The organism is Curtobacterium sp. MCLR17_034, assembly GCF_003234485.1.
GTDB lineage: Bacteria > Actinomycetota > Actinomycetes > Actinomycetales > Microbacteriaceae > Curtobacterium > Curtobacterium flaccumfaciens.
Map to the genome: position 1 here is coordinate 501,594 of NZ_QKTH01000001.1, position 12,912 is coordinate 514,505.

Annotated in this window: 14 protein-coding genes and 3 tRNA genes; 6 read left to right on the top strand and 11 right to left on the bottom strand. The window is 70.2% G+C overall.

Features of this window, described 5'->3' with window-relative positions; all coding sequences use genetic code 11:
• Window positions 1–29: 29 nt before the first annotated feature.
• Window positions 30–350 carry a hypothetical protein gene (locus tag DEI98_RS02440; protein WP_146243388.1) on the bottom strand — a complete coding sequence of 107 codons (321 nt, stop codon included), beginning with the start codon at window positions 348–350 and terminating at the stop codon, window positions 30–32.
• 17 nt (window positions 351–367) lie between these two features.
• Window positions 368–1,363, bottom strand: coding sequence for an SDR family oxidoreductase (locus DEI98_RS02445; RefSeq protein ID WP_031260052.1), 996 nt, complete (start codon window positions 1,361–1,363; stop codon window positions 368–370).
• Between the two features lie 99 nt (window positions 1,364–1,462).
• Between DEI98_RS02445 and DEI98_RS02450 the strand changes: the two genes are divergently transcribed.
• Window positions 1,463–2,122 (top strand): hypothetical protein, encoded by a 660-nt coding sequence (locus tag DEI98_RS02450; protein WP_146243389.1) that lies wholly within the window; start codon window positions 1,463–1,465, stop codon window positions 2,120–2,122.
• Here DEI98_RS02450 and DEI98_RS02455 read toward each other — a convergent pair.
• From DEI98_RS02455 to DEI98_RS02470, 4 genes are read right to left on the bottom strand one after another with little or no spacing between them, the layout of a single operon-like run.
• Window positions 2,094–2,855, bottom strand: a complete 762-nt coding sequence (locus DEI98_RS02455) for a YqjF family protein (protein WP_220037051.1) — start codon at window positions 2,853–2,855, stop codon at window positions 2,094–2,096. The two genes, DEI98_RS02450 and DEI98_RS02455, sit on opposite strands and share 29 nt — an antisense overlap.
• On the bottom strand, window positions 2,852–3,685 hold the full coding sequence (locus DEI98_RS02460) for a nitroreductase family protein (protein WP_071404500.1): 834 nt from the start codon (window positions 3,683–3,685) through the stop codon (window positions 2,852–2,854). The genes DEI98_RS02455 and DEI98_RS02460 overlap by 4 nt, the downstream gene beginning before the upstream one ends.
• A 3-nt stretch (window positions 3,686–3,688) precedes the next feature.
• Window positions 3,689–4,069, bottom strand: a complete 381-nt coding sequence (locus tag DEI98_RS02465) for a hypothetical protein (protein WP_111099776.1) — start codon at window positions 4,067–4,069, stop codon at window positions 3,689–3,691.
• Between the two features lie 10 nt (window positions 4,070–4,079).
• On the bottom strand, window positions 4,080–4,517 hold the full coding sequence (locus DEI98_RS02470; RefSeq protein ID WP_017887694.1) for an Lrp/AsnC family transcriptional regulator: 438 nt from the start codon (window positions 4,515–4,517) through the stop codon (window positions 4,080–4,082).
• Window positions 4,518–4,762: 245 nt separating this feature from the next.
• Here DEI98_RS02470 and ddaH point away from each other — a divergent pair, with 245 nt between their 5' ends.
• Both ddaH and rocD read left to right on the top strand, forming a co-directional pair.
• The gene (ddaH, locus tag DEI98_RS02475; RefSeq protein WP_071245287.1) at window positions 4,763–5,671 is read left to right on the top strand and encodes a dimethylargininase; all 909 of its coding nucleotides are present in this window, start codon (window positions 4,763–4,765) and stop codon (window positions 5,669–5,671) included.
• Window positions 5,671–6,900, top strand: coding sequence for an ornithine--oxo-acid transaminase (rocD, locus tag DEI98_RS02480; RefSeq protein WP_111099777.1), 1,230 nt, complete (start codon window positions 5,671–5,673; stop codon window positions 6,898–6,900). Before ddaH ends, rocD begins: the two co-directional genes overlap by 1 nt.
• 73 nt (window positions 6,901–6,973) lie before the next feature.
• Here rocD and DEI98_RS02485 read toward each other — a convergent pair whose 3' ends face one another.
• Together DEI98_RS02485 and DEI98_RS18205 are read right to left on the bottom strand one after the other, a co-directional pair.
• Window positions 6,974–7,966, bottom strand: coding sequence for an NAD-dependent epimerase/dehydratase family protein (locus DEI98_RS02485; protein ID WP_111099778.1), 993 nt, complete (start codon window positions 7,964–7,966; stop codon window positions 6,974–6,976).
• 58 nt (window positions 7,967–8,024) lie between these two features.
• Complete coding sequence (locus DEI98_RS18205) at window positions 8,025–8,654, bottom strand: hypothetical protein (protein WP_146243390.1); 630 nt, start codon at window positions 8,652–8,654, stop codon at window positions 8,025–8,027.
• A 243-nt stretch (window positions 8,655–8,897) separates the two neighbouring features.
• Between DEI98_RS18205 and DEI98_RS02495 the strand changes: the two genes are divergently transcribed.
• A complete protein-coding gene (locus DEI98_RS02495) occupies window positions 8,898–9,908 on the top strand; it encodes an aldo/keto reductase family protein (protein WP_071404504.1) in 1,011 nt (336 codons plus the stop codon).
• A gap of 140 nt (window positions 9,909–10,048) precedes the next feature.
• On the opposite strand, the gene DEI98_RS02500 is transcribed toward DEI98_RS02495, so the two are convergent.
• From DEI98_RS02500 to DEI98_RS02510, 3 genes are all read right to left on the bottom strand, one after another.
• A tRNA-Phe gene (locus DEI98_RS02500) sits at window positions 10,049–10,121 on the bottom strand.
• Between the two features lies 1 nt (window position 10,122).
• Window positions 10,123–10,199, bottom strand: a tRNA-Asp gene (locus DEI98_RS02505).
• A gap of 53 nt (window positions 10,200–10,252) precedes the next feature.
• Window positions 10,253–10,325, bottom strand: a tRNA-Glu gene (locus DEI98_RS02510).
• 258 nt (window positions 10,326–10,583) lie between these two features.
• On the opposite strand from DEI98_RS02510, the gene DEI98_RS02515 reads away from it, so the two are divergent.
• Together DEI98_RS02515 and DEI98_RS02520 are read left to right on the top strand one after the other, a co-directional pair.
• Window positions 10,584–11,861: a M23 family metallopeptidase gene (locus DEI98_RS02515; protein ID WP_111099779.1), complete on the top strand. Its 1,278-nt coding sequence runs from the start codon at window positions 10,584–10,586 to the stop codon at window positions 11,859–11,861.
• Window positions 11,862–11,895: 34 nt separating this feature from the next.
• Window positions 11,896–12,912: hypothetical protein (locus DEI98_RS02520; RefSeq protein ID WP_146243391.1), on the top strand; the 1,017-nt coding region annotated here is incomplete at its 3' end.

Sequence of the window (12,912 nt, forward strand, 5' to 3'; positions counted from 1 at the left end):
GGGACGCTACCGAGCACCTCCGACAGGACTCAGCGGCGTCCTCCGCGACCGACGACCGCTGCCTCGGCGATCGCGAGGACTGCGGCGATCCAGAGCTGGTCGACCGCGAACCGGCGTCGACGTGGATCGACGGCGAGCGGCACCATCGTCGCACCGTGCAGGGCGTCCACGACGGCACTCAGGGTGTGCGCGTTGCCGGAACCCACCCGCGCGACGAGGACGGCCTGTGCGAGTTGCCGGACCCCGAGCACGCCGTGCAGCACGGCCTGGTCAGACCCTCGGGCCGCACGGCTCAGGTGCCACAGGCCGAGCCCGGCCCGGGCCAGCTCGACGACGGCTGTCCCGCTCACGGTCGACGACCGGCGGCTCATCGTCGGCGTCCCGCGACGAGTGCGACGGCCCCGGCGGCACCGAGCACGGCCCCGATGATGCCGTTGCCGACCCGGCGGTGCTCCACCCACCAGGTCTGCGGCGACCAGGCGTGGGCGGACTCGTCGAAGACCCCGTGCGCACCGTGGTCGCCCGGCACCGGCTCGTACAGGTTGTCCCGCATCTCGAGGCCGTCCTTGTCCGGTGCCTGCTGCCCGTCGACCAGGGTCTTGGCGGCGTACCAGTCGGCGAAGCGTCCGCTGATCCGGTTGCCGAGGATCGTGTAGACCGTGGACTCGCCCACCCAGGTGCGGCTGCGCGGCCGCTCGGCCACGGCGGCGATGGCCCGAGCACCGACCTCGGGCTGGTAGATCGGGGCGACCGGCTGCGGGTGGTGCGGCAGCTTCGACTTCACCCACTGGAACTGGATCGTGTTGAGCGCCGGCATGTCCACGCGGGACACCTTGACCTTGCTGCCCTGTTCGCGCAGCTCGGAGACGACGGACTCGGTGAACCCGACGATCGCGTGCTTCGCACCGCAGTACGCGGCCTGCAGGGGGATCCCGCGGAACCCGAGCGCCGAGCCGACCTGGATCACGTGCCCACGACCGCGGGGGACCATCCGCGACAGTGCCGACCGGGTGCCGTTCACGAAGCCGAGGTAGGTCACGTGCAGCGCCCGCTCGAAGTCCTCCGGCGCGGTGTCGAGGAACTTCCCGAACACCCCGACCATCACACCGTTCACCCACAGGTCGATCGGTCCGAGCTCCTGCTCGACCCGGTCGGCCGCAGCCTCGACGGCGTCGCGGTCGGAGACGTCGGCGACCAGGGCCAGCCCGCGGCGCCCGGCAGCCTCGACCTCGGCGACGGCGGCGTCGACGCCCTCCTGCCCGCGGGCCAGGACGGCCACGTCCCACCCCCGTGCGGCGAGTTCCCGGACGGTCGCCCGTCCCAGTCCTGCGGATCCACCGGTCACCACTGCCACTCGAGTCATGGCTCCCTTGTACCTGCGGTCGGCCGTGCACCACTCAGCCGCTGTCCCCCGAAGTCGCCGTACCGAACCACGCACGCACCGATCGGACATCATGGCCAGGTGGAGACCCGAGACCCCGATACCGACGACCCCGCAGAGGAGGCGCCGCCCGGTTGGGTGCTCAACACACCGACCCGGCCGCTCGAGGTCTGGACGTACCCGGTCCTCGTGCTGCTCCTCGCCGCCGCACACGTCGCCGTCGGGATCGCCTTCGGTGGTGCGTTGGCGCTCGTCGTCGGGGTGTCCGCCGCGGTGGTGACGACCGTCGGTGCCGTTGCCCTGTTCGTGACGGGTCGGCACGCGTACGACGAGCAGAGCCGCGACGCCTCGTGGCGGTGCCACGTCACGCGTGTGCTCGTCAGCGCATCGGCCGCCACCGTCGTCGCCCTGACGACCACCCTGGTCGGGTCCCGGATCGGCCTCTTGGTCGGGGTGGGTGCTGCGGTGATGCTGTACACGACCGCACGCGCGGTACCCCGGCTCGACCACATCGTGGCCGCGTGGGCTGCAGCGGTCGTCGCCGTCGCGTGCGCGGCACTCGCCGTCACCGGACTCACGGTGGAGAGCGTGCCGGAGTCCCTGCGGGCCGCCTGGATCGCCGGTGGCGTCACGGCACTGTTCTCGGCGCTGCTCGCCGTCCACCAGTTCCGGGCAGCGGCCCGGGCCCGCGAGACCAGCCGGAGTCCCGCCCTCAGCGCCCCCGACCGAACCGCGTCGTGACCCCCGGCGAGTAGAGCACCGAGTCCGGCTCGAGCTCGGTCAGCCCGAAGGGCAGCCCGGCCGCTCCGACCAGGTCGTCCCGCAGCGACACCACCGAGGCCCGGTGCAACGGCCACGACTCGTGCTCGTTCGGCCAGAACCGCGTCCGTCCGGCCCGGTGCACGTGCATGCCCCACCGCGCCGTCAGGAACGTCTCGAGGGGCCCCGGCTCGTCGAGCGCCTCGCCGATCCGGACGTCGAGCATCGACCGCAGGTGGGTGCCGTGCCGACGCATCGCGTACCCCACGCGGCCGTCACCGCTGCGCGACTCCGCGATCGCCCACCGGTACGGCAGGCCGGTCGCGACGCGCGCCCCGATGGTCGGCAGGAGCTTCCCGGCGTCGAGCGACAGGAACACGACCCCGCGCTGCCCCTGTTCGTCGACCGTGTAGACGCGGACGTTCAGCTCGACGAAGTCGCCGATGCTCCCGGTCGAGAACGGCGGGAACCGGGTGTCCTCGAACCGGAACGCGATGAGGCCCACCCAGGTGGTCACCCCGTCGTCGGTGCCGTCGAGCGCCATCGTGTCGGGCCGGGTGCCGGCCGGCAGCAGCGGGGCAACCGCCGACACGTCGACGCGCCAGTGCACGAAGACGACGTCGAGCCAGTCCTGCGAGATCCAGGGGCGGCCCGGCAGGCCGGGGGCGACGGGTTGGAGGCCCGGAGCGGTCTGGGTGGGTCGGGTGTCGGTCACGATGTGGTCGCCTCCGGTTCGATGTGGGCTGCGACGGGTGCGTCGTCCCACCCGCGCTGCGGGGTGTCGCAGGTGCCGCGGAACACGTACTGCGAGGGGCGCTTGCGCTCGCTCGACGTCCAGTCGATGGCCGGCCGTCGTCGTTCCGGGGGCAGGTACCCGATCCGGTAGACGGCCATCAGCTCGAGCGACTCGGGCACGCGGAGCAGGCCCTCGATCTCCTCCCACGCGCCGGGGGTCTCCATCGGGAAGGACACGAACTGGATCCCCAGGCCGAGCTCGGTCGTCGCGAGCCAGATGTTCTCCATCGCCGCGCCCATGCTGAACACCGAGTAGAAGCCGGACAGCTCCTCCTTCCGGTACTCGTGGCGGTCGAGCAGCACGCCGAGCAGCAGCGGCGACCCGGCGACGAGCTTCCGGTTCTCCTCACCCAGGGTCTGCGGCACCCGGAGCGTGTTCATGAGCAGCTGCCCACGCTTCGTGAACACCTGCTTCGTGAACGGCCGCAGTGGCCCGGGGAGCTTGTCGAACAGCATCCCGTCGCGTCGCTCGTCCATCTCGGCCTTCGAGAACCGGAAGTACGGCTTGTACCGCTCGAAGAACGTGCCCTCGGCCATGGTGCGGGTCATCGAGCTGCCGCTGATCTCGGCGACGCGGTCGATCGTCTGGCGCTCCTCGATCAGCACGAAGCGCCACGGCTGGCTGTTGAGCTGCGACGGTGCCCGGCCGGCGAGCTCCATGAGCAGTCGCTGGTGCTCGTCCGACACCGGATCGGGCAGGAACGGCCCGTTCGTCGTGCGTCGTCGTCGGATGGCCTCGAACAGCTCCACTGCTCACCTCTCTGATCGCCTGCGGGCGAGCACGGCCCCCAGGTAGGACGGTGCGGCGGCGACCGCGACCTTCCAGTGTGCTCCGGAGCGCGGGTTGGTGCGTGGAGCGACCGCCAGGGGCACGAGTGCCGGCAGCAGGAACAGTGCGGTCCGGTCGCGCGTCCACGCGGGGGTCGTCGCGGCGAAGCCGGTCAGGGTCGCGGTCACGACGAACAGCCCGTGGTGCACGACGCGGAGCTTCTTCGTGCGGATCAGCCGCACGGCGACCGCGGTGCCCCACAGGCAGTTCGCGACGTAGGCGAGGCCCGCAGCGGTGACCAGCTGCCGGGCCGGACGCGATCCCGTGGGTGCCGAGTCGCGCCTCCAGACCGTCTTCCGTCCCATGCGTGGGACGTTACGCGGTCTCTCGACTGACGAGCTTGGAGAGCACGATCGCGGAGCGGGTGTGGTCGACCTGGGGTGCGAGGCGGACCTTGTCGAGCGCCTCCTCGAGCGCGGACAGGTCCTTCGAGCGCATGTGCACGACGGCGTCGGCGCTGCCGGTGACCGTGCCGGCGTCGATGACCTCGGGGACGGTGTCGAGCAGGGCACGCAGCTCGTCGGGCGAGACGGTGCCGCGGCAGTAGAGCTCGACCCAGGCCTCGGTGCCGCGGTCCTCGACGGCGGGGTCGACCTTGATCGTGAAGCCCTGGATGACGCCGTCACCGACCAGCCGGTCGACACGGCGCTTGACGGCCGAGGCCGAGAGTCCGACCACCGACCCGATGTCGCCGTAGCCGGCGCGGGCGTTGTCCCGGAGCTGATCCAGGATGCGGTGGTCGAGCGTATCCATTTGTCCCCATCGTACGCGGACTTGTTGCGAGGCTGGTGGGTCTCGCGCACGAAACGTGCGTCACCCGAACGGGTGTCACGGTCCCGCAGGCGGGGGACTGCACTCCGTGGACGGTGTGTGGAAAGATCGACACGGCGTCGACCTGGTCCGCTGCGGTGAGTGAGCCTGCATCTCACCGGAGCTCTTCTCCTCGTTCCGTTTCGGTTCCTGGCAGGCTCGGGCCCCGGTCCCTTCCAGGAGGACTGATGTCGAACACCGCACCCGCCCCCGAGTCCGTCGCCACCCCGGCCCGTGTCGCCACCAAGCGCACGATCCTGATGTGCAAGCCGGACTTCTACACCGTGAGCTACCGGATCAACCCGTGGATGCACCCGGAGGAGCCGACCGACACGTCGAAGGCCGTCGAGCAGTGGGAGTCGCTCGTCGCCGTCTACGAGCAGCTCGGCTTCGACATCTCGTACATCGACCCGATCGACGGCCTGCCGGACATGGTCTACGCGGCCAACGGCGGGTTCGTCCTCGACGGCATCGCGTACGGCGCGAAGTTCCAGTACCCCGAGCGCCAGCCCGAGGGCCCCGCGTACATGGACTGGTTCCGCCAGGCCGGTCTGACCGTCGCCGAGCCGGAGCAGACCAACGAGGGCGAGGGTGACTTCCTGCTCATCGGGGACACCATCTTCGCCGGCACGGGCTTCCGGTCGGACAGCACCTCGCACGACGAGCTCGCGAAGATCTACGGCCGCGAGGTCGTCACCCTCAAGCTCATCAACCCGAGCTTCTACCACCTCGACACCGCGATCGCCGTGCTCGACCCCGAGCCCGCCGTCGACGGGACGAGCAACATCGCGTACCTGGAGAGCGCCTTCGACGAGCCGTCGCTGGCGATCCTGCGCGAGCGCTTCCCGGACGCGATCATCGCCACGGAAGAGGACGCCGCGATCCTCGGCCTGAACTCGTACTCCGACGGGTACAACGTCGTGATCGCCGCCCGGGCTGTTCGGTTCGCTGAGCAGCTGCGCGAGAAGGGCTACAACCCGATCGGCGTCGACCTGTCCGAGCTGCTGCTCGGCGGTGGCGGCGTGAAGTGCTGCACGCTCGACCTGCACCCGGTCGGCACCGGCACCTCGGTCGCGCGTTCGCTCGGGGTCAGCTGATGTCGGCGGCAGCGTCGCTCGGGGTCAACACCGCGGCGGCGCTCGCCGTCGAGGACCGCGCCCTCGCGCACAACTACAGCCCGCTGCCCGTCGTCATCGCGTCGGGTGCCGGAGCGACCGTCACCGACGTCGACGGCAAGCAGTACCTGGACGGCCTCGCCGCGTACTCGGCGGTGAACTTCGGCCACGGCAACCCGCGGCTGCTCGATGCCGCACGGGCGCAGCTCGACCGCGTGACGCTCACGAGCCGCGCGTTCGTGAACGACCAGCTCGGGCCGTTCGCCGCAGCACTGGCTGCGTTGACGGAGACCGAGATGGTCCTGCCGATGAACACCGGTGCCGAGGCCGTCGAGTCCGCGATCAAGGTGTCCCGTGCCTGGGGCTACCGGGTCAAGGGAGTGCCGGCCGAGCGGGCGACGATCATCGTCGCGTCCGGGAACTTCCACGGTCGCACCACGACGATCATCTCGTTCTCGGACGACCCCTCGGCCCACGATGACTTCGGGCCGTTCACGCCCGGCTTCCGCACGGTGCCGTACGGCGACGCTGCGGCTCTGCGCGAGGCGATGGACGAGACCGTCGTCGCCGTGCTGCTCGAGCCGATCCAGGGCGAGGGCGGCGTGGTCATCCCGCCGGAGTCCTACCTTCCTGACGTCCGGGCGGTCTGCGACGAGTTCGGCGCGCTGTTCATCGCCGATGAGATCCAGTCCGGTCTCGGTCGCACGGGGCACACGCTCGCGGTGCAGCGCGTCGGGGTGCGTCCCGACCTGATCACACTCGGCAAGGCCCTCGGTGGCGGCATCGTGCCGGTGTCCGCGGTGGTGGGCTCGCGCGATGTCCTGGGCGTCCTGCGCCCCGGCGAGCACGGATCGACCTTCGGCGGCAACCCGCTCGCCGCAGCCGTCGGTGCCGAGGTCGTGGCGATGCTCGGTGAGGGCACGTTCCAGCAGCGGGCCTTCGACGGCGAACCGCTGTTGCGCGGGCTGCTCGACGACCTGCTCGGCAAGGGTGTCGTCTCGCACCGGGTCGCCGGACTCTGGGCCGGGATCGACATCGACCCCGCGCTCGGCACCGGCAAGGCGATCTCGAAGGACCTCGCCGACCGCGGGCTCCTGGTGAAGGACACCCACGGGTCGACGATCCGCTTCGCGCCGCCCCTGGTCGTCACCGACGACGAGCTGCGTTTCGCGATCGGAACCCTGGCGGACGTGCTCGCCGCGCGCGCCTGACGCGGGCGTTTCGTGAGCAGAAATGGTCGGGTCGCCACACGGTACCCGACCATTTCTGCTCACCAAGTGCGGCTCACACCGCCCAGCGCGCCGCCAGCTCGTCCATCAGGGCATCGAGCCGCTCGTCGACGACCTGCTCCTCGGGGTGCGCCTCGTACCAGGCGATGACCTCGCGCACACCCTGCCGGTAGGTCGTGCGCGGCCGGTACCACGGCACGAGCGACCGGACCTTGCTGTTGTCGAACACCGAGCTGTTCGCCTTGTCGCCGAGCAGCGCCGCGCCCCACTCAGGGTCGACGGCGTTGATCGCGTCCGCCGGCACGTGCACGATCCGCAGGTCCTCGACCCCGGCCGCCGCCGCGATCTCGTGCGCGATGGCGTTCCACGTCGGGGCCTCATCGCTCGTGATCGTGAAGGGCTCACCGATCGCCTCGGCCCGGTCGAGCAGCCCCGTGAACCCGACCGCGAAGTCGCGACTGTGCGTCAGGGTCCACAGCGAGGTGCCGTCGCCGGTGATGATGACCGGCTTGCCGGCACGCATCCGAGCGACCGCGGTCCAGCCGCCGGTCAGCGGCAGCTTCGTCTCGTCGTAGGTGTGCGACGGCCGCACGATCGTCACCGGGAAGTCCTGCTCCCGGTACGCCTCCATCAGCAGCTCCTCGCACGCGATCTTGTCGCGCGAGTACTGCCAGTACGGGTTCTTCAGCGGCGTCGACTCGGTGATCGGCAGGTGCGTTGCCGGCGTCTGGTACGCCGAGGCCGAGCTGATGAACACGTACTGCCGCGTCCGCCCCGCGAAGAAGTCGACGTCGGCCTGCACCTGGTCCGGCGTGAAGGCGATCCAGTTCACGACCACGTCGAAGCGCTGGTCGCCGAGTGCGTCCGCCAGTGCGCTGCGGTCCGACACGTCGGCCTGGAGGCGCGTCACACCCTCCGGGATCGGCCTGCCCCCGGTGGTCCCCCGGTTGAGCACGGTCACGTCGAACCCCTGCTCGACGGCTTCCCGGACGCAGGCGGCGCTGATCACGCCGCTCCCGCCGATGAACAACACGCTCGCTCCGGTCATGGATGCTCCCTCGCTCTCCGCGGCGCAGCCCTGCGCCGAACCCCTCCGATCCTGCCCCTCAGATGCTGGGTCGGGCACCGAGCACCGTGCCGAGCATCGTCACGTCCTGTGCCCAAGCCGCGGCGCCGGGGTGGATCCATCCGAGCAGTTCGATCGCGTAATCGTGGTCCCGCCGAAGATCACGCCCATGGATCGGCTCGTGGTGCGCGGCGCGGTTCCGCACGAAGTGCAGTTGCTGCATACGTGTCCGAACCTCGCGCTGGCGAGTCAGCGCATCCGCCGGGCCGTGTGGGAACGCGCGGTGGAGTGCCGGTGTCCACAGGGCCGTCAGGTAACGAGACTCGAACAGGTACCGCCAGAACCCGAAGCTCAGTTCGGCGACGACTCGCCCGTGCACTTCTGCTCGTTTCCCCCCTCGCGTGGCACGTCGTCGCGCGACGACCAGATCGTTCTTGCCTTGGGCGTCGAGGGGAACGACGTCGAGCCAGGATGAGCCGGGGTGACGAGCAGTTGCCCAAGCGCGGAGCTGCACGTCTGCGGCGTTGCGCACCACGATCTCGACCGCCCCCGTCAGCTCCATCACGGCAGCTGCAGCTCGCATGTTCCATTTGTCGAGCCCGACAGCGCGTGCGTCGTCGGGCACAGCGTGGAAGGAGGAACGAAGGCGTTCCCGGGTCAGCAGGTCCACGACGTCCGCCGGCTCCACGCGACCTCCAGTTGACATCGAACGCTCGCCCCGTAAACTCATATATCGAAGACCCCGGAACGATCACTGGCTCAGGCCACATCGCCGGGGTTTCGTCTTTGCGGACCGTTTCTGAAACATCAGCGTACAGCGCCGCGCCGCCTTGCCGAGTGCGCGCCGACGACGTCGGACTACCGTCACGGTTCGGGTCGCACCGACGCGCCCCACGACAGGAGTGACACGCACATGGAGTACCGCTACCTCGGCAACTCGGGCCTCAAGGTCTCCGAGATCACCTACGGCAACTGGCTCACCCACGCATCCCAGGTCGAGAACGACGCGGCGATCGCCTGCGTCAAGGCCGCCCTCGAGGTCGGCATCTCGACGTTCGACACCGCCGACGTCTACGCCAACACCGGCGCGGAGACGGTCCTCGGCGAAGCGCTCAAGGGGGAGCGGCGCCAGTCCCTCGAGATCGCCACGAAGGTGTTCGGGCCGACCGGTCCGAAGGGCCACAACGACACCGGGCTGTCGCGCAAGCACATCCTCGAGTCGATCGACGGCTCGCTGCAGCGGCTGCAGACGGACTACGTCGACCTGTACCAGGCGCACCGCTACGACCACGAGACCCCGCTCGAAGAGACGATGCAGGCCTTCGCGGACATCGTGCGTCAGGGCAAGGTCCTGTACGTCGGCGTCAGCGAGTGGACCGCGGACCAGCTGCGGGCCGGCGCTGCGCTCGCGAAGGACCTCGGCTTCCAGCTCATCTCGAACCAGCCGCAGTACTCGGCGCTGTGGCGGGTCATCGAGGACGAGGTCGTCCCCACCTCGAAGGAACTCGGCATCTCGCAGATCGTCTGGTCGCCGATCGCCCAGGGTGTGCTCACCGGCAAGTACAAGCCGGGTCAGCCGCTGCCCGAGGGCTCCCGCGCGACCGACGACAAGGGCGGCGCGGACATGATCAAGCGGTTCATGCGCGACGAGGTGCTGTCCTCGGTGCAGGAGCTGCAGCCGGTCGCCGACGAGCTGAACCTGTCGATGGCACAGCTCGCGGTCGCCTGGGTCCTGCAGAACGAGAACGTCGCCTCGGCGATCATCGGGGCTTCGCGTCCGGAGCAGGTGCACGACAACGCGGGCGCTGCCGGCGTCACGATCCCGGCGGAGCTCATGTCGCGGATCGACGATGCCCTGGGCGCGGTGGTCGAGCGCGACCCGGCGAAGACGAACGACAGCAGCCCGAAGACCCGCGAGGCGTAGGCAGTCCGCAAAACACCGGTGTTCGCCCGTTGAACACGCGCATGCCGCGGCTCGATGCGCGAACACCGGTGTTTTGCGAGCAGGTCACACCGGCCAGACAACGGAAAAGGCCCCCTGCCGAAGCAGGGGGCCTTCACCGGTGGCTGGACACGGCATCGATCCGTGGACCTTTCGATTTTCAGTCGAACGCTCTACCAACTGAGCTATCCAGCCGTGGCGACCCTGACGGGACTTGAACCCGCGACCTCCGCCGTGACAGGGCGGCACGCTAACCAGCTGCGCTACAGGGCCATATTGAATTGCTGTGGTGTTGTTCAGTACTACTTGCTCGCTCACTCAAGGAGTGACCCCAACGGGATTCGAACCCGTGCTGCCGCCGTGAAAGGGCGGTGTCCTAGGCCACTAAACGATAGGGCCGCAAGCAGTGCATCGCGCTACCGATGGACAAGCATACGGATGCCCCCCGGGTTTCACAAATCCGACCCCGCCAACCGTGCATCCCCGGCGTGTCGCGCCGTCAGCGCACGGGTCTCCGATGCTGTCGGTGCGAGCATCGTCGGCGGCCGCACCCCTCGTCCGAGGGGCTGTCGAGCCTGCGACCCCTGTTGTTACTGTTGCACCTGTTAACAGTGTTACGTGCGTGAGCCTTGCCGCGCTGTTACGAAATCGAGATACATGTCGACCTCCACTCCCTTCTCCCTCCGCTCCCGCAGCCGCCTGATCGCCGCCGCGGTCGCCGTCGCGCTCACAGCCGGCACGCTCGCGGTCCTCGCCCCGGCGTCGTCCGCCAGCGCCGCGAGCTACCCGAGCTGGGACGAGGTGCAGCGGGCGAAGTCGTCGACCAGTGCCCAGCAGGCCAAGGTCAGCGAGATCAAGTCGCTCATCTCATCGCTGAAGAGCGAGGCCGCTGCCAAGCAGAAGGCCGCACAGGCCGCGGGCGAGGCGTACCAGGCCGCGCAGAACAAGTACGACGAGGCGACGCTCAAGCAGAAGAAGTTCCAGTCGCAGGCCGATGAGGCCAAGCAGACCGCCGCACGGTCCGAGGAGCAGGCCGGTCAGCTCGCCGCCCAGCTCGGTCGCACCAGCGGTGACGACGTGACGACGGACATCCTCACGCACCCGTCCGACTCCGGCGACCTGCTCTACGAGCTCGGCGCCATGTCGAAGCTCAGCGAGCAGTCCGAGGGCATCTACGCGCAGGCCTCGCAGGACCGCGGTGTGGCCCAGGGCCTCGCCGACAAGGCGGACCGCGCCAAGCAGGCCCTCGGGGACCTGGCCGACGCCGCACAGTCGAAGATGCAGCAGGCCCAGGGTGCCGCCGACGCCGCACAGACCGCGGTGGACGCCCAGAACGACAACGAGGCCCGGCTCGAGGCGCAGCTGACCGCGCTCACCTCGAAGCAGCGCGGCGTCGAGGCCGACTACCGCAAGGGCGTCGCTGCCGAGAAGGCCCGCCAGGCCCGCCTCGCAGCAGCCGCCGCGAAGGCAGCAGCCAAGGCCGCGGCGACCAACCAGGGCGGTACCGGTGGCGGCAGCGCCAACCCGGCCGGGTGGGTCCGACCCGCCGGCGGGTTCCAGACCAGCCCGTACGGCTACCGCGTCGACCCCTACACGCACGTCAGCGCCCTGCACGCGGGCGTCGACCTGGCCCCGGCTTGCTACGCCCCGATCTACGCGGCGCACGACGGCACCGTCACCTTCGCCGGCAACGGTGGCGGGTACGGCAACGAGGTCATCCTCGACAACGGCGGCGGCATCTCCACCGCGTACGGCCACGTCGTCGACGGCGGGATCATGGTCACCGCCGGACAGCACGTCACCGCCGGACAGCAGATCGCCAAGATCGGCTCGACCGGCTGGTCGACCGGGTGCCACCTCCACTTCGAGACCCGGATCAACGGCGCTGCCGTCGACCCGGTCCCCTTCATGGCAGCGCGGGGGATCTCGGTATGAGCATCAGCGCCACCAGAAGGCGTCGACCCACGTCATGACCACCTCCGCTCGCTCGTTCTCCTGCGGGATCGCGACCATCGCCGTGCTCGGCATCGGCCTGTCGGTCGTCATCGCCGGACCGGCCCAGGCCGCACCCTCGGGTCCGTCCTGGGACGACGTCAAGGCCGCCAAGTCGGATGCCGCCGACGCCCAGCAGACGGTCGACGAGCTGAGCGACCGGCTCGGCACGCTGCAGGACGCCGCCGACCAGGCCGGTGTCGCCGAGCAGCAGGCCGGGCAGGCGTACGCCCTCGCGGCGTCGCAGCAGCAGGAGGCGAAGGACACCCTCGCCGACCTGTCCGCGCAGTCGAAGCGTGCGAAGGCCCGGGCGGACGACTCGGCCGGTCAGGTCGCCGGGCTCGTGGTCGAGCTGTCCCGCACGGGCGGCGGTGACCTGTCGACGACCATGCTCATGGACTCGTCGGACTCGAAGGACCTGCTCTACCGCGTCGGCACGATGTCGCACCTGTCCGAGCGCTCCGCGACCGTCCTGGCCGAGGCACGCGCCGACCAGAAGACCGTCGAGTCCCTGGCCGCCCAGCAGTCCGCGGCCGAGAAGGCCCTGAGCAAGGCGACCGAGGCGACGAAGACCACCTTCGCGACGGCCAACGACGTGGCCGCGGGCGCCCAGGCCCGGGTGCAGAAGGAACAGGACCAGCAGGCCGAGGTCCTGCGCCAGCTCGCGTACCTGAAGGGCACGAGCGTCGCGACGGAGACCGCGTACTGGAGTGCGCAGCAGGCGAAGGCCGCCGCGGCCGCCATCGCGAAGCAGACAAACGACGCCGGCACCGGGAACGGCTCCGGCACCGGGAACGCCACCGGCGGCGGCACGAGCGGTGGCAACACGGGCGGCACCGGCAGCACCGGCGGCGGGACCTCCACCCCGGCCGTGCCGAGCACGCCGTCCAAGCCCGGCACCCCGTCGAACCCCGGCACCCCCGCGAAGCCGAGCACCCCGAGCAAGCCGAGCACTCCGAGCAAGCCGGCACCCGCGCCTGCTCCGGCCCCCGCC